The organism is Streptomyces sp. NPDC045846 (assembly GCF_056431605.1).
In genome coordinates this window covers 208,357-234,814 of sequence record NZ_JBWKKJ010000002.1, presented here as the reverse complement: position 1 = coordinate 234,814, position 26,458 = coordinate 208,357, and the positions used below count along the sequence as shown (strand labels likewise).

At 71.0% G+C, this 26,458-nt stretch carries 22 protein-coding genes and 1 tRNA gene; 19 read left to right on the top strand and 4 right to left on the bottom strand.

The annotated features are described in order from the left end of the window. Positions 1-63: 63 nt before the first annotated feature. The 11 genes from AC07F3_RS06095 to AC07F3_RS06045 all read left to right on the top strand — a co-directional run bounded on the left by AC07F3_RS06095 (position 64) and on the right by AC07F3_RS06045 (position 14,160). On the top strand, positions 64-1,671 hold the full coding sequence (locus tag AC07F3_RS06095; protein ID WP_479110948.1) for a carboxyl transferase domain-containing protein: 1,608 nt from the start codon (positions 64-66) through the stop codon (positions 1,669-1,671). Between the two features lie 194 nt (positions 1,672-1,865). Next, positions 1,866-3,848, top strand: coding sequence for an acetyl/propionyl/methylcrotonyl-CoA carboxylase subunit alpha (locus AC07F3_RS06090; protein ID WP_479110946.1), 1,983 nt, complete (start codon positions 1,866-1,868; stop codon positions 3,846-3,848). Continuing rightward, positions 3,845-4,780, top strand: coding sequence for a hydroxymethylglutaryl-CoA lyase (locus tag AC07F3_RS06085; RefSeq protein WP_479110944.1), 936 nt, complete (start codon positions 3,845-3,847; stop codon positions 4,778-4,780). The genes AC07F3_RS06090 and AC07F3_RS06085 overlap by 4 nt, the downstream gene beginning before the upstream one ends. 2 nt (positions 4,781-4,782) lie before the next feature. Continuing rightward, positions 4,783-5,943: an acyl-CoA dehydrogenase family protein gene (locus AC07F3_RS06080; protein ID WP_479110942.1), complete on the top strand. Its 1,161-nt coding sequence runs from the start codon at positions 4,783-4,785 to the stop codon at positions 5,941-5,943. 131 nt (positions 5,944-6,074) lie between these two features. Continuing rightward, on the top strand, positions 6,075-6,272 hold the full coding sequence (locus AC07F3_RS06075; RefSeq protein ID WP_479110940.1) for a hypothetical protein: 198 nt from the start codon (positions 6,075-6,077) through the stop codon (positions 6,270-6,272). A 193-nt stretch (positions 6,273-6,465) separates the two neighbouring features. Next, the gene (locus tag AC07F3_RS06070; protein WP_479110938.1) at positions 6,466-7,497 is read left to right on the top strand and encodes an ABC transporter substrate-binding protein; all 1,032 of its coding nucleotides are present in this window, start codon (positions 6,466-6,468) and stop codon (positions 7,495-7,497) included. Between the two features lie 2 nt (positions 7,498-7,499). After that, complete coding sequence (locus AC07F3_RS06065) at positions 7,500-8,339, top strand: siderophore-interacting protein (RefSeq protein WP_479110936.1); 840 nt, start codon at positions 7,500-7,502, stop codon at positions 8,337-8,339. Positions 8,340-9,058: 719 nt separating this feature from the next. Next, positions 9,059-10,501 (top strand): pyridoxal phosphate-dependent decarboxylase family protein, encoded by a 1,443-nt coding sequence (locus AC07F3_RS06060; RefSeq protein ID WP_479110934.1) that lies wholly within the window; start codon positions 9,059-9,061, stop codon positions 10,499-10,501. After that, complete coding sequence (locus tag AC07F3_RS06055; protein ID WP_479110932.1) at positions 10,485-11,780, top strand: lysine N(6)-hydroxylase/L-ornithine N(5)-oxygenase family protein; 1,296 nt, start codon at positions 10,485-10,487, stop codon at positions 11,778-11,780. The genes AC07F3_RS06060 and AC07F3_RS06055 overlap by 17 nt, the downstream gene beginning before the upstream one ends. Further along, positions 11,777-12,355 carry a GNAT family N-acetyltransferase gene (locus tag AC07F3_RS06050; RefSeq protein ID WP_479110930.1) on the top strand — a complete coding sequence of 193 codons (579 nt, stop codon included), beginning with the start codon at positions 11,777-11,779 and terminating at the stop codon, positions 12,353-12,355. The genes AC07F3_RS06055 and AC07F3_RS06050 overlap by 4 nt, the downstream gene beginning before the upstream one ends. Next, positions 12,352-14,160, top strand: a complete 1,809-nt coding sequence (locus tag AC07F3_RS06045) for an IucA/IucC family protein (RefSeq protein WP_479110929.1) — start codon at positions 12,352-12,354, stop codon at positions 14,158-14,160. Before AC07F3_RS06050 ends, AC07F3_RS06045 begins: the two co-directional genes overlap by 4 nt. Before the next feature lie 59 nt (positions 14,161-14,219). Here the strand turns inward: AC07F3_RS06045 and AC07F3_RS06040 are convergent, their stop codons facing one another. Then, positions 14,220-15,812, bottom strand: coding sequence for a beta-N-acetylhexosaminidase (locus tag AC07F3_RS06040; protein WP_479110927.1), 1,593 nt, complete (start codon positions 15,810-15,812; stop codon positions 14,220-14,222). A 176-nt stretch (positions 15,813-15,988) separates the two neighbouring features. Here AC07F3_RS06040 and AC07F3_RS06035 point away from each other — a divergent pair, with 176 nt between their 5' ends. From AC07F3_RS06035 to glmS, 3 genes are all read left to right on the top strand, one after another. Beyond that, positions 15,989-16,873 carry a DUF4429 domain-containing protein gene (locus tag AC07F3_RS06035; protein WP_479110926.1) on the top strand — a complete coding sequence of 295 codons (885 nt, stop codon included), beginning with the start codon at positions 15,989-15,991 and terminating at the stop codon, positions 16,871-16,873. A 155-nt stretch (positions 16,874-17,028) separates the two neighbouring features. Further along, a complete protein-coding gene (locus tag AC07F3_RS06030; protein WP_114036724.1) occupies positions 17,029-17,310 on the top strand; it encodes a hypothetical protein in 282 nt (93 codons plus the stop codon). A 56-nt stretch (positions 17,311-17,366) separates the two neighbouring features. Continuing rightward, positions 17,367-19,184, top strand: a complete 1,818-nt coding sequence (glmS, locus tag AC07F3_RS06025; protein WP_479110924.1) for a glutamine--fructose-6-phosphate transaminase (isomerizing) — start codon at positions 17,367-17,369, stop codon at positions 19,182-19,184. Between the two features lie 100 nt (positions 19,185-19,284). On the opposite strand, the gene AC07F3_RS06020 is transcribed toward glmS, so the two are convergent. Next, positions 19,285-19,854, bottom strand: coding sequence for an acetate uptake transporter (locus tag AC07F3_RS06020; RefSeq protein ID WP_479110922.1), 570 nt, complete (start codon positions 19,852-19,854; stop codon positions 19,285-19,287). A gap of 165 nt (positions 19,855-20,019) precedes the next feature. Then, positions 20,020-20,541, bottom strand: coding sequence for a universal stress protein (locus tag AC07F3_RS06015; protein ID WP_114036721.1), 522 nt, complete (start codon positions 20,539-20,541; stop codon positions 20,020-20,022). A gap of 445 nt (positions 20,542-20,986) precedes the next feature. On the opposite strand from AC07F3_RS06015, the gene AC07F3_RS06010 reads away from it, so the two are divergent. From AC07F3_RS06010 to AC07F3_RS05995, 4 genes are all read left to right on the top strand, one after another. Beyond that, positions 20,987-21,322 carry a hypothetical protein gene (locus AC07F3_RS06010; RefSeq protein WP_479110920.1) on the top strand — a complete coding sequence of 112 codons (336 nt, stop codon included), beginning with the start codon at positions 20,987-20,989 and terminating at the stop codon, positions 21,320-21,322. A 387-nt stretch (positions 21,323-21,709) separates the two neighbouring features. After that, on the top strand, positions 21,710-22,960 hold the full coding sequence (locus AC07F3_RS06005) for a helix-turn-helix domain-containing protein (protein ID WP_114036720.1): 1,251 nt from the start codon (positions 21,710-21,712) through the stop codon (positions 22,958-22,960). 10 nt (positions 22,961-22,970) lie between these two features. Continuing rightward, the gene (orn, locus tag AC07F3_RS06000) at positions 22,971-23,573 is read left to right on the top strand and encodes an oligoribonuclease (RefSeq protein ID WP_120723249.1); all 603 of its coding nucleotides are present in this window, start codon (positions 22,971-22,973) and stop codon (positions 23,571-23,573) included. Between the two features lie 134 nt (positions 23,574-23,707). Next, a tRNA-His gene (locus AC07F3_RS05995) sits at positions 23,708-23,780 on the top strand. Between the two features lie 75 nt (positions 23,781-23,855). On the opposite strand, the gene AC07F3_RS05990 is transcribed toward AC07F3_RS05995, so the two are convergent. After that, positions 23,856-24,887, bottom strand: a complete 1,032-nt coding sequence (locus AC07F3_RS05990) for a LacI family DNA-binding transcriptional regulator (protein WP_479110917.1) — start codon at positions 24,885-24,887, stop codon at positions 23,856-23,858. 234 nt (positions 24,888-25,121) lie between these two features. Between AC07F3_RS05990 and AC07F3_RS05985 the strand changes: the two genes are divergently transcribed. Continuing rightward, entirely contained in the window at positions 25,122-26,456 is a 1,335-nt protein-coding gene (locus AC07F3_RS05985) for an ABC transporter substrate-binding protein (protein ID WP_479110915.1), read from the top strand. The last annotated feature ends 2 nt before the right edge of the window (positions 26,457-26,458 follow it).

Genomic DNA, 26,458 nt, shown 5'->3' with positions numbered 1-26,458 from the left:
AACGAGTTAACGGTCATTAACATCCGTTGACGACGCCGCGTACGGGCAAGGGGGCTCGACACGATGCAGCAGGCACCGGTCCTGGGGAGTGCGGCCGATCCCGCCTCCGAGGCCTGGCGGGCCAACGAGGCGGCGCACCGCGCCCTCGGCGAGCAGTTGCGGGCAAAGCTCGCGGCCGCCCGGCTCGGCGGGGGCGAGCGGTCCCGCGAGCGGCACGTCGCGCGCGGCAAGCTCCTGCCCAGGGACCGGGTGGACACCCTCCTCGACCCCGGCTCGCCCTTCCTGGAGCTGGCCCCGCTGGCCGCCGAGGGGATGTACGGCGGGCAGGCGCCCGCCGCCGGGGTGATCGCCGGGATCGGCCGGGTCAGCGGCCGCGAGTGCGTGATCGTCGCCAACGACGCCACCGTCAAGGGCGGCACGTACTACCCGATGACGGTGAAGAAGCACCTGCGGGCCCAGGAGGTGGCGCTGGAGAACCGGCTGCCCTGCCTCTACCTGGTCGACTCGGGCGGCGCGTTCCTGCCGATGCAGGACGAGGTCTTCCCCGACCGCGAGCACTTCGGCCGGATCTTCTACAACCAGGCCCGGATGTCCGGTGCGGGCATCCCGCAGATCGCCGCCGTGCTCGGCTCGTGCACGGCGGGCGGGGCGTACGTCCCGGCGATGAGCGACGAGGCCGTTATCGTCCGCAACCAGGGCACGATCTTCCTGGGCGGCCCGCCCCTGGTGAAGGCGGCGACCGGCGAGGTCGTCACGGCCGAGGAGCTCGGCGGCGGCGAGGTCCACTCCAGGGTCTCCGGCGTCACCGACCACCTGGCGGAGGACGACGCCCACGCGCTGAGGATCGTCCGCAACATCGTGGCCACCCTCCCCGCACGCGGCCCGCTGCCCTGGTCGGTCGAGCCCGCCGAGGAGCCGAAGGCCGACCCGTTCGGGCTGTACGGCGCCGTGCCGGTCGACTCGCGCACGCCCTACGACGTACGGGAAGTGATCGCCCGGGTCGTCGACGGCTCGCGCTTCCAGGAGTTCAAGTCGGAGTTCGGGCAGACGCTGGTCACCGGGTTCGCGCGGATCCACGGCCACCCGGTCGGGATCGTCGCCAACAACGGCATCCTGTTCTCCGAATCCGCCCAGAAGGGCGCCCACTTCATCGAGCTGTGCGACCAGCGCGGCATCCCGCTCGTCTTCCTCCAGAACATCTCGGGCTTCATGGTCGGGCGGGACTACGAGGCGGGCGGCATCGCCAAGCACGGCGCCAAGATGGTGACGGCGGTGGCCTGCACCCGGGTGCCGAAGCTGACGGTCGTCGTCGGCGGCTCCTACGGCGCGGGCAACTACTCGATGTGCGGCCGGGCCTACAGCCCCCGCTTCCTGTGGATGTGGCCGAACGCCAAGATCTCGGTGATGGGCGGCGAGCAGGCCGCGTCCGTCCTCGCCACCGTCAAGCGGGACCAGCTGGGCGACGACTGGAGCGCCGAGGACGAGGAGGCCTTCAAGGCCCCCATCCGCGAGCAGTACGAGACGCAGGGCAACGCCTACTACGCGACCGCCCGGCTCTGGGACGACGGGGTGATCGACCCGGTCGACACCCGCCAGGTCCTGGGCCTCGCCCTGACCGCCTGCGCCAACGCCCCCCTCGCCGACCCCGCCTTCGGCGTCTTCCGGATGTGACGGACGTGAGGGACGCGGCGGGCGCGACGAACGGGGCGAAGGGGACGAACCCAGTGAACGCGCCGGACGCGCCGGACGCTCCGGACGCGACAGATACGACGGCGTTCGTATCGACACCGACCCCCCTCCCGTCCTCGCGGCCCCCCGCGCCGACCCCTACGCCGTCCATGTCGACTCCTATGTTGAGGGCTCCCATGTTCACGACAGTGCTCGTCGCCAACCGGGGCGAGATCGCGGTCCGCGTGATCCGCACCCTGCGCCGGCTCGGCGTCCGCTCGGTCGCCGTGTTCAGCGACGCGGACGCGGACGCGCGCCACGTCCGCGAGGCCGACACGGCGGTCCGCATCGGCCCCGCCGCCGCGTCCGAGAGCTATCTGCGCCCCGAGCGGCTCATCGAGGCGGCGCTGCGCACCGGTGCCCAGGCCGTCCACCCGGGCTACGGCTTCCTCGCGGAGAACGCGTCGTTCGCGCGGGCCTGCACCGAGGCGGGCCTCGTCTTCATCGGCCCGCCCGCCGACGCGATCTCCCTGATGGGCGACAAGATCCGCGCCAAGGAGACCGTGCGGGCGGCCGGGGTGCCGGTCGTGCCGGGCTCCTCGGGCAGCGGCCTCACCGACGCCCAACTGGCCGACGCCGCGCGGGAGATCGGCATGCCGGTGCTCCTCAAGCCCAGCGCGGGCGGCGGCGGCAAGGGCATGCGCCTGGTCCGCGACGAGGCGCTGATCGGTGACGAGATCGCGGCCGCCCGCCGCGAGGCCCGCGCCTCCTTCGGCGACGACACCCTGCTCGTCGAGCGGTGGGTCGACCGGCCGCGCCACATCGAGATCCAGGTCCTGGCCGACGGCCACGGCCACGTGATCCACCTCGGCGAGCGCGAGTGCTCGCTCCAGCGCCGCCACCAAAAGATCATCGAGGAGGCGCCCAGCGTCCTGCTCGACGAGGCGACGCGGGCCGCGATGGGCGAGGCCGCCGTCCAGGCCGCCCGCTCCTGCGGCTACTCGGGCGCGGGCACGGTGGAGTTCATCGTGCCGGGCAGCGACCCGTCCTCGTACTACTTCATGGAGATGAACACCCGCCTCCAGGTCGAGCACCCGGTGACCGAGCTCATTACCGGCATGGACCTGGTGGAGTGGCAGCTCAGGGTGGCCGCGGGCGAGCGACTGCCGTACGAGCAGAAGGACATCGTGCTCACCGGCCACGCCATCGAGGCCCGCGTCTGCGCCGAGGACCCCGCCCGCGGCTTCCTGCCGTCCGGGGGTACGGTCCTGGCGCTGCGCGAGCCGCAAGGGGAGTGGGAGTCCCCCCTGCCCGAGCGGAGCCGAGAGCTCGGAGGAGTGCGCACGGACTCGGGGCTGAGCGAGGGCACCGAGGTCGGCAGCCTGTACGACCCGATGCTGTCCAAGGTGATCGCGTACGGCCCGGACCGGGCCACCGCGCTGCGCAAGCTGCGCGCCGCGCTCGCCGGCACGGTGACGCTCGGCGTGCCCACCAACGCCGGGTTCCTGCGCCGCCTGCTGGCCCACCCCGCCGTGGTGGCGGGCGAGTTGGACACCGGCCTGGTGGAGCGCGAGGCCGGGGCGCTGGTCCCCGACGGCGTGCCCGACGAGGTGTACGCGGCGGCCGCCGCGGTCCGACTCGACGCGCTGCGGCCCGAGCCCGCCGACGGCTGGACCGACCCGTTCTCCATCCCGAGCGGCTGGCGGATGGGCGGCGAGGCGGCGCCGCTCGCCTTCCCCCTGCGCGTCGCGGGACACGAACCTGTCACGCGGTCCGCCCCGGCGGCGGCGACCGTCGCGGCGGACCGGGTCACGGTCGAACTCGACGGCGTCACCCACACCTTCCACCGCGCGGAAGGCTGGCTCGGCCGGGACGGCGACAGCTGGCACGTCGTCGACCACGACCCCGTCGAGGCCGCGCTGACCGGTGCGGTCCGCGGCGGCGCCGACACCCTGGCCGCGCCGATGCCCGGCACGGTCACCGTCGTCAAGGTGGCGGTCGGCGACGAGGTCACCGCGGGGCAGGGCCTGTTGGTGGTCGAGGCGATGAAGATGGAGCACCTCATCTCCGCCCCGCACGCGGGCACGGTCACCGAGCTCGACGTCACCCCCGGCTCGACGGTGGCGATGGACCAGGTCCTGGCCGTCGTCACCCCGGCGACCTCCGAGGAGTCCGCATGACGCTGCCCATGGTCGTACCGGCGCCTGACCTGCCGGCCCGGGTCCGCATCCACGAGGTGGGGGCCCGCGACGGGTTGCAGAACGAGAAGTCCGTCGTGCCGACCGAGGTGAAGGCCGAGTTCGTGCACCGGCTGGCCGCGGCGGGCCTGACCACCATCGAGGCGACGAGCTTCGTGCACCCCAAGTGGGTGCCCCAACTCGCCGACGCGGAGCGGCTGTTCCCGCTGCTCGGCGACCTCGACGGGGTGGCGCTCCCCGTCCTCGTGCCGAACGAGCGGGGCCTGGACCGGGCGCTCGCGCTCGGCGCCCACCGGATCGCGGTGTTCGCCAGCGCCACCGAGTCCTTCGCCAAGGCCAACCTGAACCGGACGGTCGACGAGTCGCTCGCGATGTTCGAGCCGGTGGTGACCCGCGCGAAGGAGCGGAGGGCACACGTCAGGGGCTATCTGTCGATGTGCTTCGGCGACCCGTGGGAAGGCGCGGTGCCGGTGCACCAGGTGGTCCGCGTCGCCAAGGCCCTCCTCGACATGGGCTGCGACGAGCTGAGCCTGGGCGACACCATCGGGGTCGCCACGCCGGCCCATGTCCAGAGCCTGCTCGCCGAGCTCAACGAGGAGGGCGTGCCGACCAGTTCCATCGGGGTGCACTTCCACGACACCTACGGCCAGGCGCTGTCCAACACGCTCGCCGCCCTCCAGCACGGGGTGAGCACGGTGGACGCCTCGGCGGGCGGCCTCGGCGGCTGCCCCTACGCCAAGTCCGCCACCGGAAACCTCGCCACCGAAGACCTCGTGTGGATGCTCCAGGGCCTCGGTATCGACACCGGGGTCGACCTCGGCCGGCTCACCGCCACCAGCGTGTGGATGGCCGAACAGCTGGGCCGCCCCAGCCCCTCCCGCACCGTACGTGCCCTCTCCCACCAGGAGTCGTAGCCATGCCCCTCGACCACCGTCTCACCCCCGAGCACGAGGAACTCCGCCGTACCGTCGAGGAGTTCGCCCACGACGTCGTAGCGCCGAAGATCGGCGACCTCTACGAGCGCCACGAGTTCCCGTACGAGATCATCCGCGAGATGGGCCGCATGGGCTTGTTCGGGCTGCCCTTCCCCGAGGAGTACGGGGGCATGGGCGGCGACTACCTCGCGCTGGGCATCGCCCTGGAGGAGCTGGCCCGGGTCGACTCGTCGGTGGCCATCACCCTGGAGGCGGGCGTCTCGCTGGGCGCGATGCCGATCTTCCGGTTCGGCACGGAGGAGCAGAAGCGGGAGTGGCTGCCGAAGCTGTGCTCGGGCGAGATGCTGGGCGCGTTCGGCCTGACCGAGCCGGACTGCGGCTCGGACGCGGGCGGCACCCGCACCACGGCGGTGCGCGACGGCGACGAGTGGGTCATCAACGGCTCGAAGTGCTTCATCACCAACTCCGGTACGGACATCACCGGTCTGGTCACCGTCACCGCGGTCACCGGCCGCAAGGACGACGGGCGTCCGCTGATCTCGTCGATCATCGTCCCGTCCGGCACGCCGGGCTTCACGGTCGCGGCCCCGTACTCGAAGGTCGGCTGGAACGCCTCGGACACCCGCGAGCTGGCCTTCTCGGACGTACGCGTCCCGGCGGCGAACCTGCTCGGTGAAGAGGGCCGGGGCTACGCCCAGTTCCTGCGCATCCTGGACGAGGGCCGCATCGCGATCTCCGCGCTCGCGACCGGGCTCGCGCAGGGCTGCGTGGACGAGTCGGTGAAGTACGCGAAGGAGCGGCACGCCTTCGGCAGGCCCATCGGCGAGAACCAGGCGATCCAGTTCAAGATCGCCGACATGGAGCTGCGCGCCCACATGGCGCGGGTGGGCTGGCGTGACGCCGCGTCCCGCCTGGTGCACGGCGAGCCGTTCAAGAAGGAGGCGGCGCTCGCGAAGCTCTACTCCTCGACGGTGGCGGTCGACAACGCCCGCGAGGGCACGCAGATCTTCGGCGGCTACGGCTTCATGAACGAGTACCCGGTGGCCCGCATGTGGCGCGACTCCAAGATCCTGGAGATCGGCGAGGGCACGAGCGAGGTGCAGCGCATGCTGATCGCCCGCGAACTGGGCCTGCCCGCCTAGGGGTTGAGGTCGGGCGGCGGCAATTGCCCCCGCCCGGCCCCCGGGGCGCCCGGCCCGGGGCGGGTCCCCCGAAGGAGTGGTGGGACCCGCGTCGTCCCCGTACGAGGGGCCGGGAGCCGCACCCTGTCAGGGTGATCCCCCCGAACTGCCCCAGTTGCGACAGCCGTCCACCCCTGTGGAAGGACACCTCGGCCACCGCACCGGGCGCCGCCGACCGCTGGCACTGGCACTGCGCGAGCTGCCTGCGCACCTACGAGCCGAGCCCCTCGCACAAGGTGCGCTTCACCTACGCACCCCTGCACCGCCAGGCCTCCCTGCTGGGCAGGTAGGGCGCGTCCCACCCTGGCGGGCCCGGCCACCAACTCCGCGGGGAGCGCGGTGCCGGGATGGTTGGCCGTACGGGGCGGGAGGCCGGTGGGGTGCGGGGGTGGGCACTGGACACGGAGTGAGGTTAGGCTAACCTTTGTTCGCGTCAGTCAGTGGCCGGTCCCCGGCACCTCACGTACGAAAGCGGACACCGTCATGCCCCTCGCCCGAGCGTCCCTGCCCACCCGTCGCGGCCTGCTGGCCATGGGCGGCGCGATCGGCATCGGTGCCGCGCTGACCGCCTGTGGGGGCGGCAAGAAGAGCGACTCCTCGGGCAGCGGCGCGACGAGCGCGAAGTCGGGCCCCTGGTCGTTCAAGGACGACCGCGGTCAGACGGCCGAGACCAAGGCGACCCCCAAGAACATCGTCGCCTACACCGGCACCGCGGCCGCCCTCTTCGACTACGGGATCCAGGTCAAGGGGGTCTTCGGTCCGACGAAGACCAAGGACGGCAAGGCCGATGTGCAGGCCGGCGGGCTCGACGTCAGCAAGGTCGAGATCATCGGCAACACCTACGGCGAGTTCAGCGTCGAGAAGTACGCCGCGCTCCAGCCCGACGTGCTGATCACGGACATGTGGCAGAAGGACGCCCTCTGGTTCGTGCCGGACAACAGCAAGGACAAGATCCTCAAGCTGGCGCCGAGCGTCGCGCTGTGGGCGGCCGACCAGAGCATGCCCGCCGCGCTCCAGCGCCGCGCGGACCTCGCCAAGTCCCTCGGCGCGGACCTGAACGCGCAGCAGGTCACCGACGCGAAGGCCGCCTTCGAGAAGGCGTCCGCCCGGCTGCGCGCCGCCGCGAAGGCCAACCCCGGCATCAGGGTGCTGCTCGGCTCCGCCAGCCCGGACCTGTTCTACGTCTCCGAGGCCAAGCGGAGCTGCGACACCCGGTACTTCCAGGAGCTGGGCGTCCGGTTCGTCACCCCGAAGGTCGACTCTCAGGGCTTCTTCGAGTCGCTCAGCTGGGAGAACGTCGCCAAGTACCCGGCCGACCTGATTCTCATGGACAACCGCACCGGCACCCTGCAACCCGGCGACCTCGGCAACAAGCCGACCTGGGGGCAGCTGCCCGCCGTCAAGGCCAAGCAGGTCGTGCCGCGCCTGACCGAACCGATCTACTCGTACGCGCGCGTCGCTCCCATCGTCGACGCGCTCGCCCAGGCAATCGAGAACGCGAAGAAGGTCGCCTGACGATGCCCGCACAGGCCGAGACCGCCCCTGCCCCCTTCCGCCTCTTCGACCTGCGCGTGGTACGGGCCCGGCGGCTCGGCCCGTCCTTGACGCGGGTCACCTTCGGCGGCTTCGGCGACGAGGACCTCACGGCGTTCGCCGCCGGGGGCCGCGACCAGAGCCTGTCGCTCTTCCTGCCGCACCCCGGCCAGGAGGCCCCCGTCCTGCCGCCCACCGACGACGCCGCCGGATGGTGGGGCGCGTACCGGGCGCTGCCCGAGGACGTACGGGCCGTGATGCGCTCGTACACGGTCCGGGCCCAGCGGCGCGATCCGGCGGGCGGGCCGGGCGAGATCGACATCGACTTCGCCCTGCACGACGACGGCGGGCCCGCCTGCCGCTGGGCGGGTTCGGCCAAGCCGGGCGCCCGGGTCACCGTGCTGGGTCCCGCCGTCGAGGACAACACGGCGGTACGTTTCCGACCGCCGGCCGGGACGGACTCGGTCGTCATCTGGGCCGACGAGACGGCGCTGCCCGCCGCGGCGGCCATCCTCGAATGGCTCCCGCCGGGCCTGCCGGCCCGCGTCTGGATCACGGTGCCGTCCGCCGGTGACGCGATGCCGTTGGCGACGGCGGCGGACGCGGAGGTGACATGGCTGCCGGACGCGTCCGCCCTGGACGCCATCGGCGCGGCGCCCCTGCCCGGCACCTCCCCGTACGTCTGGATCGCGGGCGAGGCCTCCCAAGTGCGGTCGCTGCGGCGGCACTTCGTCGGTGAGCGGGGGGTGGACCGGGGGCGGGTCACGTTCGTGGGGTACTGGCGGCGGGGGCGCTCGGAGGACGAGCTCCGCGCAGCGGCGTAGCCCTCCCCGGGGCCCTGCCCCAGACCCCCCGGGGGGCTTGCCCACCCGCCCACCCGTGCGACGGGTTGGACCAGCTGAACCCTGGCGCTGCGCCCCAGCCCCCTGAGAGTCTCCGCCCCCCGTCTTCAAACTCCCCCAAGGCCCTAAGGGCCGGGGGCCTCATGACGTGCTGAAGATGCCCGCGCCGACCAGCACCGTGCCGCCAAGGGGCGCGAGGAACTGCGCGAGAAGCGAGCACGATCCGCAGACCGAACAGGGCTGAAGGGGCGCGAGGAACTGCGCGAGAAGCGAGCACGATCCGCAGACCGAACGGGGTTTCAGGGGCGCGAGGAACTGCGCGAGCAACCACGCACGCGGCGAAGGCGCCAATCCGTCCCGGCCAACCGGAGGCCCCGACCCGGCCGCGACCCGGCCCCGGGTCAACGATCGGACGCATTGGGCCAGTTGCCGAGCAACACCCGCCAACGCGAACCGATCAGCTCGACCGCACGGGCGGCCAGGCACAGAAGCCGCACGAACCGCCAGCCGCCAACGGCGACCAGCAACCCACCAGTCCCCGAACGATCCAACCCAGCCGAACGGGCGGGCGGGTGGGAGAACCCCCCACCCCACCCCCGCAACTTAGGTTAGGCTAACCTCACCACGAGAGATCGCGGCCCTCGCCCACACCCCTTTCTGCCCGGAGGGCCCGCGCTCCCCCGACCCCGGAGGACACCCCCATGCGTTCGCATCTGCTCAACGACACGACCGCGGAGCACTACCGGCGCTCCGTGACCGAAGGAGTCGAGCGGGTGGCACGCAAACTCGCCGCCACGCGGCGGCCGTTCACCGGGGTGGGGGTCGACGATCTCGCGCCCGTCATCGACGCCATCGACCTCGACGCCCCGCTCGGCGACGCCTCCGCCGTCCTGGACGAGCTGGAGGACGTCTACCTGCGCGACGCCGTGTACTTCCACCACCCCCGCTACCTCGCCCACCTCAACTGCCCGGTCGTCATACCGGCCGTGCTCGGCGAGGCGGTGCTCTCCGCGGTGAACTCCTCGCTCGACACCTGGGACCAGAGCATCGGCGGCACCCTCATCGAGCGGCGCCTCATCGACTGGACGGCAGGGCGCATCGGCCTCGGGCCCGCCGCCGACGGCGTATTCACCAGTGGCGGCACCCAGTCCAACCTCCAGTCCCTGCTGCTGGCCCGCGAGGAGGCCAAGACGACCGACCTCGCCAGACTGCGCGTCTTCGCCTCCGAGTGCAGCCACTTCAGCGTCCAGAAGTCGGCCCAACTCCTCGGAATGGGGCGGGACTCGGTCGTCTCCGTCGCCACCGATCACGACAAGCGGATGCAGACCGTCGGACTCGCCCGCGCCCTGGAGCGCTGTGTGAGCGAGGGCAACATACCGATGGCGGTCGTCGCCACCGCCGGCACCACCGACTTCGGCTCCATCGACCCGCTGCCCGGCATCGCCGAGCTCTGCGCCCAGTACGGCGCCTGGATGCACGTGGACGCCGCCTACGGCTGCGGGCTGCTCGCCTCGCCCACTCGCCGGGCCCTGCTCGACGGCATCGAGCGCGCCGACTCCGTCACCGTCGACTACCACAAGTCCTTCTTCCAGCCGGTGAGTTCGAGCGCGGTCCTGGTCCGCGACCGGGCCACGCTGCGCCACGCCACGTACCACGCCGACTACCTCAACCCGCGCCGGGCCGTCGAGGAGCGCATCCCCAACCAGGTGGACAAGTCGCTCCAGACCACCCGCCGCTTCGACGCCCTGAAACTGTGGATGACCCTGCGCACCATGGGCGCCGACGGCATCGGCTCGCTCTTCGACGAGGTGTGCGACCTGGCCGAGCAGGGCTGGCGGCTGCTCGCCGCCGACCCCCGCTACGACGTGGTCGTGCGGCCCAGCCTCTCCACCCTCGTCTTCCGCTACATCCCCGAATCCGTCACCTCGCCCGCCGAGATCGACCGGGCCAACCTCTACGCCCGCAAGGCGCTCTTCGCGTCCGGCGAGGCCGTGGTCGCCGGGACCAAGTCCGGCGGCCGCCAGTACCTGAAGTTCACCCTGCTCAACCCCGAGACGAGCGTCGACGACATTCGCGCCGTACTCGATCTGATCGCCGGCCACGCCGAGCAGTACCTGGGAGAGAACCTTGTCCACGCGTCCTGAAGCCCGCGGCACGTCCGAGGCGTACGACTTCATCGGGATCGGGCTCGGCCCCTTCAACCTCGGTCTCGCCTGTCTCACCGAGCCCATCGACGAGCTGAGCGGCCTCTTCCTGGAGACCAAGCCCGACTTCGAGTGGCACTCCGGGATGTTCCTGGAGGGCGCCCACCTCCAGACGCCGTTCCTGTCCGACCTGGTCACCCTCGCCGACCCGACCTCGCCGTACTCCTTCCTCAACTACCTGAAGGAATCGGGGCGGTTGTACTCGTTCTACATCCGCGAGAACTTCTATCCGCTGCGCACCGAGTACAACGACTACTGCCGCTGGGCCGCCGGGAAACTGAGCTCGGTCCGTTTCAACCAGACCGTCGCCTCCGTGACGTACGACGAGCGGGACGAGACGTACGCCGTCGCCACCACGACCGGCGACACCTTCCGCGCCCACCGTCTCGTGCTGGGCACCGGCACGCCGCCGCACCTGCCTGAGCCCTGCCGGAACCTCGGCGGTGACCTCCTGCACAACTCCCGCTATATGGAGCACAAGGAGAGCCTCCAGCGGAAGGAGTCGATCACGCTCGTCGGGTCCGGGCAGTCCGCGGCCGAGATCTACTACGACCTGCTCTCCGAGATCGACGTCCACGGCTACCGGCTGAACTGGGTGACGCGCTCGCCCCGCTTCTTCCCGCTGGAGTACACCAAGCTCACCCTGGAGATGACGTCCCCGGAGTACGTGGACTACTTCCACGCGCTGCCCGAGGCCACCCGTTACCGGCTCGAATCGGCGCAGAAGGGGCTCTTCAAGGGCATCGACTCCGAGCTGATCGACGCCATCTTCGACCTGCTGTACCAGAAGAACCTCAAGGGTCCCGTCCCCACCCGGCTGCTCACCAACTCCGCGCTGAGCTCGGCGAGTTACGACACCACCAGTGGTACGTACACGCTCGGGTTCCGCCAGGAGGAGCAGGAGAAGGACTACACCCTCACCACCGAGGGCCTGGTCCTGGCCACCGGCTACCGCTACGCCGAGCCGGAGTTCCTGGGGCCCATCTCCGACCGGCTGCGGCGCGACGCGCGCGGGCGCTTCGACGTGGCCCGCAACTACTCCATCGACACCACCGGCCGCGGTGTGTTCCTTCAGAACGCCGCGGTGCACACCCACTCGATCACCTCGCCCGACCTCGGCATGGGCGCCTACCGCAACGCGTACATCATCGGCGAGCTGCTCGGCCGCGCGTACTACCCGGTCGAGAAGTCCATCGCCTTCCAGGAGTTCGCCATATGAGCCCCCAGAGCCCCCAAAGCCCCCGGGCTTCCCTCGGATCCTTCACCTTCCGGCCGCTCGACCCCCTTTCCGACGCCGAACTCGTGCACTCCTGGGTGACCCACCCCAAGGCCGCGTTCTGGCTGATGCAGGAGGCCAGACTCCAGGACGTCGAGCGCGAGTACATGGCGATCGCCGCCCACCCGCACCACCACGCCTACATCGGCCTCCACGACGGCGAGCCCGCCTTCCTGATGGAACGCTACGACCCCGCGCACGTCGAACTCGTCGGCCTGTACGAGCCGTTGCCCGGCGATGTCGGCATGCACTTCCTGGTCGCCCCGACCGACACCCCGGTGCACGGCTTCACCCGGGCCGTCATCACCGCGGTGATGGAGGAGCTGTTCGCCGACCCGGCCACCGAGCGCGTCGTGGTCGAGCCCGACGTCGCCAACAAGGCGGTGCACGCGCTGAACGCGGCCGTCGGCTTCGAGGTCGCCGAGCGGATCGCCAAGCCCGAGAAGGACGCCTATCTGTCCTTCTGCACCCGACAGCAGTTCCGTACGGTTCGATCCCGAGAGGCCGCAGCACGATGACCACCGACACCACGGTCACCCACCTCACCCCCGAGCCGTGGGCCGAGGCCAACCGGCTGCTGGTCCGCAAGGCGCTCGCCGAGTTCGCCCACGAGCGCCTGCTGACCCCCGAGCCGCTCGGCGACGACCTTCCCCAAGCTCTCGGCTCCGCTCGAGCAGGGGAGACCCCATTCCGGGTCCGCTCCGACGACGGCTCGGTCGAGTACCGCTTCACCGCCGACCGGCTCGCCCTCGACCACTGGCAGGTGTCGGCGGAGTCGATAGCGCGGCACGGCGCGGAGGGTGAACTCCCGCTGGACGCACTGGACTTCGTGCTCGATCTGCGGGGCGCTCTCGGCCTGAGCGACGCCATCCTGCCGGTGTACCTGGAGGAGATCTCCTCCACACTCTCCGGCACCGCATACAAACTGACGAAGCCTCAGGTCAGTTCCCGGGAGCTCGCCCGGTCCGGCTTCCAGGCCATCGAGACGGGCATGACCGAGGGCCACCCCTGCTTCGTGGCCAACAACGGCCGGCTCGGCTTCGGCATCCACGAGTACCTCGCGTACGCCCCCGAGACGGCGAGCCCGGTCCGGCTGCTGTGGCTCGCGGCCCGCCGCGACCGCGCCACCTTCACGGCAGGGGCGGGCCTGGACCACGAGACGCTGATGCGCGACGAGCTCGGCCCCGACACCCTCGACCGGTTCGCGGCACGGCTCGCCGAACGCGGCCTGGACATGGCCGACTACCTCCTCCTGCCGGTGCACCCCTGGCAGTGGTGGAACAAGCTGTCCGTCACCTTCGCGGCCGAGATCGCCCAGGAGCGCCTGGTGCTGCTCGGCGAGGGCGACGACGACTACCTCGCCCAGCAGTCGATCCGCACCTTCTTCAACACCAGCGACCCGGCCAAGCACTACGTCAAAACGGCGCTCTCGGTCCTCAACATGGGCTTCATGCGCGGGCTTTCGGCCGCGTACATGGAGGCGACGCCCGCCATCAACGACTGGCTCGCGGGCCTGGTCGCGGCCGACGACACCTTCCGCGCGGCCCGGTTCTCGATCATCCGCGAGCGGGCGGCGATCGGCTACCGCCACGAGCAGTACGAGCGCGCGACGGACCGCTACTCGCCGTACCGCAAGATGCTGGCCGCGCTGTGGCGCGAGAGCCCGGTGCCGTCCCTGGCGCCGGGCGAGCGGCTGGCCACCATGGCCTCGCTGCTGCACACCGACCGCGAGGGCGCCTCCTTCGCGGGGGCCCTGATCGCCGGGTCGGGCCGCACCCCGGCCCAGTGGCTGCGCGGCTACCTCGACGCGTACCTGGTGCCGGTGCTGCACTCCTTCTACGCGTACGACCTGGTGTTCATGCCGCACGGCGAGAACGTGATCCTGGTCCTGGCCGAGGACGGCACGGTCTCGCGGGCGATCTTCAAGGACATCGCCGAGGAGATCGCGGTGATGGACCCGGACGCGGCGCTCCCGCCGGCCGTCGAGCGGATCCGCGCGGACGTCCCCGAGGACATGAAGCTGCTGTCCGTCTTCACCGACGTCTTCGACTGCTTCCTGCGCTTCCTGAACGCGGCGCTGGTGACGGAGGGCGTGCTCGACGAGTCCGCGTTCTGGGGGACGGTGGCCGAGTGCGTCACCGCCTACCAGGAGTCCAAGCCCGAACTGGCCGACCGGTTCAAGCAGTACGACCTGTTCGCGCCGGACTTCGCGCTGTCCTGCCTGAACCGCCTCCAGCTCCGCAACAACGAGCAGATGGTGGACCTGGCGGACCCGGCGGGCGCGCTGCAACTGGTGGGCACCCTCCAGAACCCGATCGCCTGACGCGTCCCCCTGCGGGAGGGGCCGGTTCCGCCCGGACCGGCCCCTCGCGCTGTGCGGTGTCAGACCCAGGGCACCACCGGCGAGCGGTAGAAGTTGATGCCGAGCGCCGTCATCCTCGGCCCCTGCTGGGCGAGCCGGGTCTTGTAGGAGGCCCAGTCGTGCGTGGACGCGGGCGACCACCCGATCTCCGCGATCCCCTGGAGGCGCGGGAACGCCATGTACTCGATCTGGGAGGAGTTCGTCAGCGTCTCCGACCAGATCGGCGCCTCCACGCCGAGCACCGCCTGGGCGGGCACCCCCTTGACGAAGGTGGCCGGATCCCAGGCGTAGGCCTTGTCGACCTCGACGTATCCGGCCCAGCTGGTGCCGAGCGGCGACTTCGCGTCGTACTTCATGTCGAGGTAGGCGTGGTTGGCGGGCGACATCACGAGCCGGGTGCCGGCCTGCGCGGCGGCCGCGACGTCCGCCTCGTTGCCGAGCGTTCCCCAGTACTGGGCGACGGCCCCCTCGACCGGGCTAGCCCCGGCGATCTGGTGCCAGGCCATCACGGTCTTGCCGTACTTGCCGACGACCGGCTGTGCCTTGTCCATGAAGGTGACGTAGTCGGCGTGCGAGGTGGAGTGCGCCTCGTCGCCGCCGATGTGGACGTACCGGCCGGGTGTGAGGGCGGCGACCTCGCGCACCACGTCGTCGAAGAACCTGTACGTCACGTCCTTGGGCACGCACAGCGAGCTGAAGCCGACGTTGGTGCCCGTGTACAGCGGGGGCGCGACGCCGTTGCAGTTGAGCTCGGCGTAGGAGGCGAGGGCCGCGTTGGTGTGTCCCGGGGTGTCGATCTCGGGGACGACCTCCAGATAGCGGGAGGAGGCGTAGGCGATGATCGCCTGGTAGTCGGCCTTGGTGTAGTAGCCGCCCTTGCCGCCGCCGACCTGGGTCTGCCCGCCGTACGTGGCCAGCTTGGGCCAGGAGTCGACGGCGATCCGCCAGCCCTGGTCGTCGCTGAGGTGCAGATGCAGCTCGTTGATCTTGTAGAGGGCCAGCTGGTCGATGTACCGCTTGACCTGGTCGACGGTGAAGAAGTGCCGCGAGACGTCGATCATCGCGCCCCGGTAGGCGTAGCGCGGGGAGTCGGTGACGGTGCCGCCCGCGATCTTCCATGGCCCGGTCTGCCGGGTCCGCTTCTCCACGGCCGCGGGCAGCAGCTGCCGCAGGGTCTGGACGCCGTGGAAGAGCCCGGCGGGTTTGTTGGCGGTGACGGTGAGCGCGCCGCTGTCGGAGGTGAGCCGGTAGCCCTCGTCGCCGAGGCCGCTGTCACCCGCGCCGAGCAGCAGCCGGATCCCGTCGCTTCCCGCCGCGCCGGTGACCGGCAGGGCGTAGCCGGTGGAGGGGCGCAGCAGGCCCGCGAGGTAGTCGCCGATCCGCTGGGCCTCGGCCGAGCCCGGGGCGACCCTGATCCGGGTGGCCGAGCCGATGGTGTACGGGGTGCCGCCGGGCGAGACGGAGGCGGGGGCGGGCACGATCTGGCCGAGCGGGCGGGGCGCGCCCACCGCCGCGGGGGCCGCCGATGCGCCGATGCTGGTGAACCCGGCGGCCGCCACCAGGACCAGCGAGCCGAGGAGCCGGGCGAATGTCCTGCGCTGTCTCTGTCTCACAAGCGGTTCCCTTCCAAGGGGTCGCGCAACTGTGGGGGCTGAGCAACCGAACACTTCCCATGGGACCCGGGTACCCAGCCGTGGTCAAGGCGGCGAACGGCACGACGGGCCGGACCGCGCGGCGGGCGGTTCGCAAGTCGATCATCACACCAGGGGGTCGGTGAAAGAATCCCCGCATGGCGGAAATAATCCAGAAGGACGGCACCTGGACCTTCGACGGCGAGACGCTGCGCATCGTGCCGGGCAGCGACAAGTCGGTCGGCCTGCTGCGCAGGACGCTCGGGGAGACGGTGGTGCCGCTGCGCGCGGTGGCGGGCATCGCGTACGAGCCGGGCCGCAAGTCGGGGCGGCTCAGGCTGCGGCTGCGGGACGGGGCCGATCCGCTGCTCCAGGTCACCGCCGGAAAGCTGCCGGACGGCTCGGACCCGTACGTCCTGACCGTGGAGACCCGCACGGCCGCCGTGGCGGAGTACCTGGTGGACGAGGTGCGCAACGCCCTGCTGCTCGACGAGGTGCCGGACGGCCCGGTCGACGCATACCTCCTGCCGGGGCCGGCGCTGCCGATGACGGTGGGCGCGGGCGACGCCACGGTCACCTTCGACGGGCGCACGGTGCACCTGGAGTGGACCTGGCACACCGACGAGAAGAAGACGGCGGCCGGTCCCGTCACCCTCGCGCTCGACGATCTGACGGGGGTGGTGTGGCAGCCCGCGCGCGGGCTGGCCGACGGCCACCTGCGCTTCGTGACCATGCCGAACGCCCCGCGGCTCGCCCCCAAGCACGACCCGCTGGCGGTGGAGCTGAAGGGCTTCAAGAAGGATCCGCTGATGGCGCTGCTCGCCTCGGCGGTCGTGGCCCGCATGCCGCATCCGCACGCACCGCGCCGAGAGCTGGCGGCCGCGGCGCCCAAGGTCCTGGAAGCCGCGCCCGCCGCCCCGGCGGCCGAGGACCACGACGTGCTGCTGCGCCGCCTGCGCGAGCTCGGTGAGCTGCACCGGAGCGGCATCCTGACGGACGAGGAGTTCTCGGCGGCCAAGCAGGCGGTCCTTAAGCGCCTGTGATTCCCAGGGCGAACGCCCCTGGGAATCACAGGAGGCCCGGCGGGCGACGCATTCAAGGCCTCTCCTGGTCCAGACCAGTGGGATGATCATGAGAATCCTGCCCGGAATCGGGCAGGATTCTTGCGTACGGCTGCGAGACCCCGCAGTATCGACGGGTGCTCGAACGCCGCAGCCCGTCGTCGCACGACGACCTCGTAGATCATCTGGTGCGCAGCACCGCGCTCCAGCGCGGTGAGGCGGCCCGGGTGGTCCTCGATGTGCTGGCGTACTTCGACGAGACGTGCGAGGAATTCGTCCGCCGGCGCCACCGCGAACTGCAGTCCGGCGGCGCCGTGAACACGGAGATCTTCGAGCGGATCGCGGCCGAGCTGCCGCACCGCGCCGTGGCGCCACCGGAGCTCTCGCTCCGGCAGCTGCGCCGCATCGTCTACGGCTGAGCTCTACGGCCGGGCACACCGGAACTTTTGTACGTCGATGGAGGGGCAGAGACTCTATGTGCGGAATCGTCGGTTATATCGGCAAGCGTGATGTGGCTCCGCTGCTGCTGGAAGGCCTGCAGCGGCTGGAGTACCGGGGTTACGACTCGGCGGGCGTCGTCGTGAACAGCCCCAAGTCCGCGGCCCTGAAGATGGTCAAGGCCAAGGGCCGCGTGCGCGACCTGGAGGCCCGCGTCCCCAAGCGCTTCGCCGGCACCACGGGCATCGCCCACACCCGCTGGGCCACCCACGGCGCCCCCTCCGACGAGAACTCGCACCCGCACCTCGACCCCGAGAACAAGGTCGCCGTCGTCCACAACGGCATCGTCGACAACGCCGCCGACCTGCGCGCCAAGCTGGAGGCCGAGGGCGTCGTCTTCGCCTCCGAGACCGACACCGAGGTCATCACCCACCTGATCGCCCGCTCCGCGGCCGACTCCCTGGAGGAGAAGGTCCGCGACGCGCTCAAGGTCATCGAGGGCACCTACGGCATCGCCGTGATGCACGCCGACTTCGCCGACCGCATCGTGGTCGCCCGCAACGGCTCCCCGGTCATCCTCGGCATTGGCGAGAAGGAGATGCTCGTCGCCTCCGACGTCGCCGCGCTGATCGCCCACACCCGCCAGGTCGTCACCCTCAACGACGGCGAGATGGCGACCCTGAAGGCCGACGACTTCCGGACGTACACGACCTCGGGCACGCAGACCAACGCCACCCCCGAGACCGTCGAGTGGGAGGCCGCCTCCTACGACATGGGCGGCCACGACACGTACATGCACAAGGAGATGAGCGAGCAGGCCGAGGCCGTCGACCGGGTCCTGCGCGGCCGCATCGACGACCGGTTCTCGACCGTTCACCTCGGTGGCCTGAACCTGGACGCCCGCGAGGCGCGCGGCGTGCGCCGCATCAAGATCCTCGGCTGCGGCACCAGCTACCACGCGGGTCTGATCGGCGCCGGCCTCATCGAGGAGCTCGCCCGCATCCCCGCGGACGCCGAGCCGGCCTCCGAGTTCCGCTACCGCAACCCGGTCGTGGACCCCGACACCCTGTACATCGCGGTCTCCCAGTCCGGTGAGACGTACGACGTGCTTGCGGCGGTGCAGGAGCTCAAGCGCAAGGGCGCCCGCGTGCTCGGCGTCGTGAACGTCGTCGGCTCGGCCATCGCCCGCGAGGCGGACGGCGGCACCTATGTACACGCCGGGCCCGAGGTCTGCGTCGTCTCCACCAAGTGCTTCACCAACACGGTCGTGGCCTTCGCGCTGCTCGCCCTGCACCTCGGCCGCATCCGCGACCTGTCGGTGGCCGACGGCAAGCGGATCATCGAGGGCCTGCGCAAGCTGCCCGGCCAGATCGAGGAGATCCTGGCCATGGAGCCGGAGGTCGAGAAGCTGGCCCAGGAGTACGCGGGCGCCCAGTCGATGATGTTCATCGGGCGCGTGCGCGGCTACCCGGTCGCCCTGGAGGCCTCCCTGAAGCTCAAGGAGATCTCCTACATCCACGCCGAGGCCTACCCCGCCTCCGAGCTGAAGCACGGCCCGCTCGCGCTCATCGAGCCCGCGCTGCCGACGGTCGCCATCGTCCCCGACGACGACCTCCTGGAGAAGAACCGCGCCGCGCTGGAGGAGATCAAGGCCCGCAGCGGCCGCATCCTCGCGGTCGCCCACCAGAACCAGGAGAAGGCCGACCACACCATCGTCGTGCCGAAGAACGAGGACGAGCTGGACCCGATCCTCATGGGCATTCCGCTCCAACTCTTCGCGTACCACACGGCGTTGGCGATGGGCCGCGACATCGACAAGCCGCGCAACCTGGCCAAGTCGGTCACCGTCGAGTAGCGAGTAGTCCGTACGCACGGAAAAGGGCGACCCCTGCCATCGGCGGGGGTCGCCCTTCTGCGGGTCGGCGCTGCCCAGGCACCGGCCCGCGGCTGCCGAATCAGCCGGTGGCCGTCACCCCCCGGCCGGCAGCGCGTCGGGGCATCGCGGTCGGCCACTTGGCGAGCGAGGCGGTCGCCCCGTACCAGGCGACGGCGCCCGCGACGGCGGCGACCCAGCCCGCCACCTTGCCGAGCGAGCCGCTGTCCGCGAACTGGCCGACGGCCAGGAGCACCAGGGCCAGGAAGAGCAGGCCGTACGTGCCCTGCCGGAAGAGCCCGGCTCCCACCGAGCCCGCCGCCAGGCTCAGTGCCAGGAGAGCGAAGAGCACCAGGAAGAGGCCGGCCGCGTGGGCCGAGAACTTGGTGTTCGCGCCCGCGGCCCAGGTGAACCAGAAGGCGCCGAGGCCCGCGAAGGCGGTGCCGGTGAACGCGTCCTGATCGCGGAAGGCGAGGACGCCGAGGATGAACAGGGCAATGCCGCCGACGTAGGTCGCGATCGAGACCGAGTCGGCCACCGTCACGCCGTCGATCACGCGGGTGTTGCCGAGGCCGAAGGCCAGCAGAGTGAGTCCGAGTGCGAGGTGACCGAGCGTGGAGGTGATGCTTCCCGCGGAGACTTCGTTGTCCACGGCGGGCTCCCTTCGTGCGCGTTTGTGCTGCTTCCCAGCGATCCTTATCTACCCTTCACAAGGGCACAATCCACCCCTACGCACGGGTAGATTCACTGGCGCGGCAAGGGAGTTGACGCAGCATCAGGCGAAGATCGCCCGGGTCTCGGCCGGGACGACGCGCGATTACGGGATGACGACGACGGGGCGCTGCGCGCGCCGTGCGAGCCGGCCCGCGACCGAGCCGAAGATCCGCCCGACGAGGCCGTGCGTGGAGCCGACGACGATCGCGTCCGCCGCGTACTCGCGCCCGACCTCTTCCAGCTCATGGCAGATGTCGCCGCCGCGCTCGACCAGGATCCAGGGGACCTCGGCGAGGTAGTCGGCGCAGGCGAGTTCGAGCCCGAGCACCTCGGTGCGGTGGTCGGGGACGTCCACGAAGACCGGCGGCTCGCAGCCCGCCCACACCGTGGTGGGCAGCCGGTTGGCGACATGGACGATGATCAGCCCGGAACCCGAGCGCTTGGCCATGCCGATGGCGTAGGCGAGGGCCCGCTCACTGGAGGTCGAGCCGTCGAAGCCGACGACGACGCCGTGCCGGAATGCGGGATCGCAGGAGTGTCGTGGTTCTGTCGCCGCTTGGAGGTCCGACGTGGGGTCGGCTACCTGCTTGCGGTCCGCGGGTTCGGAGAATTCGTGACCGGCCATGGGTGTCTCGGCGAAGGAGGTCCTCAGTCGGGGGACAGCGGGGACAAGTGAGCAACAACGAGTCGGCGGCGGAGCTGTGTCCGGGAATCATCTTCCCAACCCCATACCCCCAAGGGTACGGCGACACTCCTCTCCTGCCCAGAGCCGCCGAAGCTACTCGGCGTTCCCCGGAGCATGCACGAGCCCGCCCCGGATGGCAATGCCCGGTGCCCTCTACAGCCGTCCCGCCCGCGGCCGGTCCGGGCCGGGCATCGATGATCTTCCAGTGACCGGACCGGCCGCTTCCGCGTTAGACGCGTGATCACCCCGACCCCGATCCAGGAAGCACCCCCTCGTGCCCCCTCCCCCGGTCGCCCACCCTTCCGCCCGACTCGCGCGGCCCGGCTCCCGCCGCCGGCCGTCCGGACCGCAGTCCGCGGCCGAAACCGTACGTACCAACCGGTCCGTGAACGCAGAACCACTCTGGGCGGCGACCGGGCGGCCCCCGGCCGACCCGGCCGGCGACGTCGTCCGCTGGGCGGCGTTCAGCTGTGTGCTCGTGCCCGTCGTGCTCGTCGTGTACGGGTCCTCGTTCGCGGGGGCGGCCGGCTCGGCGCTGGGCCTGACGGCCGTGACGGCGGTGTGCCGACTGCTGCTGCGGCAGTCCGAGCGGGCGGCCGCCGAGGAACGCGCGCGGCGGTCGCTCCGGGCATCGGGGCGGCACGGCCGAGGGGCCCCCGAAGGGGGCCGCGAGGGGCAGCGCGGTGGGCGTCACGGAGGGGGACGTACACCCACCGAATGAGCCGATCGCACACCTGGACCCATATGTTTTCGGCCAAGTTCCGCCAGTGGCGGATTCCTTGGGTAAATGGCCTGCCAACCCCCTTGCCACCAGGGATGAAAGGACCATTGCGGCCTCTGGCACCATACGGGTACGGGCCATCCCCATGAGGCGCACTTCCCCTGCGGGGCCCACGAGTGAAACGCTTCGTGATCGAAAGCTTCGCGCCAAGTTGCCTTGTCGACATAGCGCTGGGTGCCGGACTTGTCACGCCGGCACCACGGGACGCAGTAGATTCGATCATGCGTATCGAAGGCTGGGGACTCGTGCAAAACCGAGGGGAAAAGTGCAGGAGCGACAGGCCCGACAAGAACGGGGAGCCGCGAACACCGAGGGGGGCTTAGCGCCATGAGCCAGGACTCCGCTGCCGCATCACCGGAGACCGCAAGGAAGCTGGCCGGCCGCCGACGCCGAGAAGTCGTCGCCGTACTGCTGTTCAGTGGCGGCCCCATCTTCGAAAGTTCCATTCCGCTCTCCGTGTTCGGAATCGACCGTCAGGACGCGGGAGTTCCGCGTTACAGACTGCTGGTGTGCGCCGGTGAGGAAGGACCCCTGCGGACCACAGGGGGACTCGAACTCACCGCGCCCTACGGTCTGGAAGCCATCAGCAGGGCGGGAACGGTGGTGGTGCCCGCGTGGCGTTCCATCACCTCGCCGCCCCCCGCCGCCGCGCTCGAAGCGCTGCGCCGGGCACACGAGGAAGGGGCAAGGATCGTCGGGCTGTGCACCGGCGCGTTCGTGCTCGCCGCGGCCGGTCTGCTCGACGGCCGCCCGGCGACGACGCACTGGATGTACGCGCCGACACTGGCCAAACGCTATCCATCGGTGCACGTGGATCCGAGGGAGCTCTTCGTCGACGACGGGGACGTCCTCACCTCGGCCGGAACCGCGGCCGGAATCGATCTCTGTCTCCACATCGTGCGGACGGACCACGGCAGTGAGGCGGCCGGTGCGCTGGCCCGCCGGCTCGTCGTGCCGCCCCGCCGCAGCGGAGGCCAGGAGCGCTATCTCGACAGGTCTTTACCCGAGGAGATCGGCTCCGACCCGCTGGCCGAGGTCGTCGCCTGGGCGCTGGAACACCTCCACGAGCAGTTCGACGTGGAGACCCTGGCCGCGCGGGCGTACATGAGCCGCCGCACCTTCGACCGTCGTTTCCGCTCGCTGACCGGTTCGGCCCCGCTCCAGTGGCTGATCACCCAGCGGGTCCTCCAGGCCCAGCGCCTGCTGGAGACGTCCGACTATTCCGTGGACGAGGTGGCGGGCCGCTGCGGCTTCCGCTCCCCGGTCGCGCTGCGCGGGCACTTCCGCCGCCAGCTCGGCTCGTCCCCGGCCTCCTACCGGGCGGCCTACCGGGCACGGCGGCCGCAACCGGAACCGAGTGCGGGCCCCATCGCGGTGCCCATGCCGGCTCCGGTGCCGGAGACCGTTCCGCCCCAGGCGCTCCCCCAGGCCCGGCGGACGGCGGCGGCCAGCGCGGTGGTGGGGCCGACAGCGACCTCGCACACCGCACCGGAGCCGGGGAAGCCCAGCTCCGATCTGTACGCCTCCGGCTACACCGGTGGCCGTCCGAGTCTGCCCGGTCAGCGGAGCGCCCCGTAGGGTAAGACACATGAACGACCGCATGGTGTGGATCGACTGCGAGATGACCGGGCTCTCGCTGACGGACGACGCACTCATCGAGGTGGCCGCACTGGTCACCGACTCGGAGCTGAACGTACTCGGCGAAGGGGTGGACATCGTGATCCGTCCCCCCGACGCCGCGCTGGAGACCATGCCGGAGGTGGTGCGCGCCATGCACACCGCCTCCGGGCTCCTCGACGAGCTGGCCGGCGGCACCACGCTGGCCGATGCCGAGGAGCAGGTCCTCGCGTACGTACGTGAGCACGTCAAGGAGCCCGGCAAGGCGCCGCTGTGCGGAAACTCGGTCGGCACCGACCGCGGCTTCCTGCTGCGGGACATGCCGAGCCTGGAGTCCCACCTCCACTACCGGATCGTGGACGTCTCCTCGGTGAAGGAGCTCGCCCGCCGCTGGTATCCGCGGGCCTACTTCAACAGCCCGGACAAGAACGGCAACCACCGGGCGCTCGCGGACATCCGTGAATCCATCGCGGAGCTCCGCTACTACCGCGAGGCGGTCTTCGTCCCGCAGCCGGGCCCGGACTCGGACACCGCGAAGGCCATCGCGGCGAAGTACGTCCTGCCTGCGGAGTAGCCCTTCGCAGGGGGTCCGGGAGGGTGCCCCGAAACATGTGCGCGAGCACCCTCCCGGACCCTGTACACTTTTTCTCGGCCGGTAGGGAAAGCCCCCAGGGACTTCCCAAGACCACAACAGTCCGGTCATGCATGGTGGGTATAGCTCAGCTGGTAGAGCACCTGGTTGTGGTCCAGGATGTCGCGGGTTCGAGTCCCGTTACTCACCCTGATGGAAGGCCCGTCCCGCTCGCGCGGGGCGGGCCTTCTTCGTGTCCCGGGGCCGCCCGGCCCGGGGGCCCTTTCATGAGGACGCGCGTACGACGAGTTCCGTCGGCAGGACCAGGCTCGGGCGGCTCGGCTCGGCGGCGGTGATCTCGGCGAGCAGCAGCTCGGCCATCGTGCGGCCCATCTCCTCGATCGGCTGGCGCACGCTGGTCAGCGGCGGGTCCATGTGGCGGGCTATCACCGAGTCGTCGAAGCCGATCAGGGACATGTCCTCGGGGATGCGGCGGCCCTGCTCGCGCAGCACCTGGCGGGCGCCGGAGGCCATCACGTCGGAGGCGGCGAAGACCGCGTCGAGCTCCGGGCGGCGGGCGAGCAGCTCGGTCATCGCGCGGCGGCCGCCTTCCTCGGTGAAGTCGCCGGGGACCGACAGTTCCTGAAGGCCCGCCTCCGCCAGGGCGGCCCGGTAGCCGTCGAGGCGGCGGCGGGCGCCGTACACGTCCAGCGGGCCGGTGATCATCGCTATGGTGCGCCGGCCGCGGGCCACGAGGTGGGCTATGGCGGTGCGGGCGCCCTCGTAGTTGTCGGAGTCGACCGAGGCGAGCGGCTCGTCCTCGCGGCGGCGGCCGCTGATGACGACGGGGATCCCGAGCTGTTCGAGGAGCTCGGGCAGCGGGTCGTCCGCGTGCACGGAGACGAGCAGGACGCCGTCGACGCGGTGCGAGGCGAGGTACTGGGCGAGCCTGCGCCGCTCCCGGTCGCCGCCGACCAGGGTGAGCAGGAGCTGCATCTCGGTGTCGGCCAGGGCCGCGCCCACCCCGCGCACGATGTCGGAGAAGTACGGCTCGGCGAAGAAGCGCGCCTCGGGCTCGGGGACGACCAGGGCGATGGCGTCGGTGCGGTTGGCGGCGAGGGCGCGGGCCGCCCGGTTGGGCACGTAGCCGAGCTCGGCGACGGCGGCCTCGACGGCGGCGCGGGTCTCGTCGCTGACCCGCGGCGAACCGTTGATCACCCGGGACGCGGTGCCCCGGCCGACCCCGGCCCTGGCCGCCACTTCTTCGAGCGTGGGCCGCCCCGCACCGCGGCCCCGGATCGTGCGAGCTGCTGTCACGTCTGCCTCCCCCACTCGCGCGACTCCGCTGAAAGTAACAGTTCCGGCCGGGCCGGGAACCTCATCCACAGTCATTGCGCGGTCCCTTGACAGTCCAACAGTCAGCCGCGACCCTTCAACACATCACGGCTGGGAGCGCTCCCACACTAGTAGGTCCCTACACCTTTCGCATACCTTCCGCCCGCGCCGACGCGCCTCAACTGGCTTGGCCCGGACGACAGTTGGAGGAAGCACATGCGCACGCGTACACGTATGTCCAGGCGGCTGGCGGCCCTCGCGGCCGTGGCCGCGCTCGGTACCGGGCTGCTCGCGGGCTGCGCCGACGACGGCAAGGCCCCGGCGGCCGACGGCCCGTCGGCGGGCGGCGGGGGCGGCGCGAAAACCACCCTCACCGTCGGCGTCTTCGGCGCCTTCGGCCTGAAGGAGGCCGGGCTCTACGACGCGTACATGAAGCTCCACCCGGACATCGAGATCAAGCAGACCTCGATCGAGCGGAACGAGAACTACTACCCCCAGCTGTTGACCCACCTCGGGTCCGGCAGCGGCCTCGCCGACATCCAGGCCGTCGAGGTCAGCAACATCGCCGAGGTCACCGCGACCCAGAGCGGCAGGCTGGAGGACCTGTCCAAGGCGTCCGGGGTGAACAAGGACGACTTCCTGCCCTGGAAGTGGGCGCAGGCCACCACCAAGGACAACAGGACGGTCGGCCTCGGCACCGACACCGGGCCCACCGGCATCTGCTACCGCAAGGACCTGTTCGCCAAGGCCGGGCTGCCCACCGACCGCGAGGCCGTCGGCAAGCTGTGGGCGGGCGACTGGAACAAGTACCTGGCCGTGGGGCGCCAGTACAAGGCGAAGGCGCCGCAGGGCGCGGCCTTCGTGGACTCCGCGTCCGGCGTGCTGAACTCGATCACCGGGTCCAGCGCCACCCGCTACTACGACGCCGACGGGAAGGTCGTCTACAAGACCAACCCGGCGATCAAGCAGGCATGGGACACCGCGGCCGCGTTCGCCACCGACGGGCTCACCGCCAAGCTCCAGCAGTTCCAGCCCACCTGGGACCAGGGCTTCGCCAACGCCTCCTTCGCCACCGTCTCCTGCCCGGCCTGGATGCTCGGCTACATCCAGGACAAGGCGGGCGCCTCCGGCAAGGACCAGTGGGACGTGGCCGCCGCACCCAAGCCCTCCAACTGGGGCGGCTCCTTCCTCACCGTGCCCTCGGCCGGCAAGCACAAGGCGGAGGCCGTCAAGCTCGCCGCCTGGCTGACCGCGCCCGCCCAGCAGGCCGTCCTGTTCGAGAAGCGCGGCAGCTTCCCGAGCGCCAAGGCCGCCTACTCGCTGCCCGCCGTGGCCGACGCCAAGCACGCCTACTTCGGCAACGCCCCCATCGGCCAGATCTTCGCGCGGGCCGCCGAGGGCACCCCGGTGCAGAGCCTCGGCCCGAAGGACCAGATCATCCAGCAGAACCTCTCGGACATCGGCATGCTCCAGGTCGAGCAGAAGGGCAAGACGCCGCAGCAGGGCTGGGACGCCGCGGTGAAGGCGATCGACAACGCGCTGGACCAGTGACG

Excerpts from the sequence above, each read along its gene's own strand:
- AC07F3_RS06035 (WP_479110926.1), top strand. The coding sequence starts at position 15,989 with ATGGCGGAAATAATCCAGAAGGACGGCACCTGGACCTTCGACGGCGAG.
- AC07F3_RS06090 (WP_479110946.1), top strand. The coding sequence starts at position 1,866 with ATGTTCACGACAGTGCTCGTCGCCAACCGGGGCGAGATCGCGGTCCGC.
- AC07F3_RS06060 (WP_479110934.1), top strand. The coding sequence starts at position 9,059 with ATGCGTTCGCATCTGCTCAACGACACGACCGCGGAGCACTACCGGCGC.
- AC07F3_RS06050 (WP_479110930.1), top strand. The coding sequence starts at position 11,777 with ATGAGCCCCCAGAGCCCCCAAAGCCCCCGGGCTTCCCTCGGATCCTTC.
- AC07F3_RS05985 (WP_479110915.1), top strand. The coding sequence starts at position 25,122 with ATGCGCACGCGTACACGTATGTCCAGGCGGCTGGCGGCCCTCGCGGCC.
- AC07F3_RS06045 (WP_479110929.1), top strand. The coding sequence starts at position 12,352 with ATGACCACCGACACCACGGTCACCCACCTCACCCCCGAGCCGTGGGCC.
- glmS (WP_479110924.1), top strand. The coding sequence starts at position 17,367 with ATGTGCGGAATCGTCGGTTATATCGGCAAGCGTGATGTGGCTCCGCTG.
- AC07F3_RS06015 (WP_114036721.1), bottom strand. The coding sequence starts at position 20,541 with ATGGCCGGTCACGAATTCTCCGAACCCGCGGACCGCAAGCAGGTAGCC.
- AC07F3_RS06005 (WP_114036720.1), top strand. The coding sequence starts at position 21,710 with ATGAGCCAGGACTCCGCTGCCGCATCACCGGAGACCGCAAGGAAGCTG.
- orn (WP_120723249.1), top strand. The coding sequence starts at position 22,971 with ATGAACGACCGCATGGTGTGGATCGACTGCGAGATGACCGGGCTCTCG.
- AC07F3_RS06085 (WP_479110944.1), top strand. The coding sequence starts at position 3,845 with ATGACGCTGCCCATGGTCGTACCGGCGCCTGACCTGCCGGCCCGGGTC.
- AC07F3_RS06095 (WP_479110948.1), top strand. The coding sequence starts at position 64 with ATGCAGCAGGCACCGGTCCTGGGGAGTGCGGCCGATCCCGCCTCCGAG.
- AC07F3_RS06080 (WP_479110942.1), top strand. The coding sequence starts at position 4,783 with ATGCCCCTCGACCACCGTCTCACCCCCGAGCACGAGGAACTCCGCCGT.
- AC07F3_RS06070 (WP_479110938.1), top strand. The coding sequence starts at position 6,466 with ATGCCCCTCGCCCGAGCGTCCCTGCCCACCCGTCGCGGCCTGCTGGCC.
- AC07F3_RS06065 (WP_479110936.1), top strand. The coding sequence starts at position 7,500 with ATGCCCGCACAGGCCGAGACCGCCCCTGCCCCCTTCCGCCTCTTCGAC.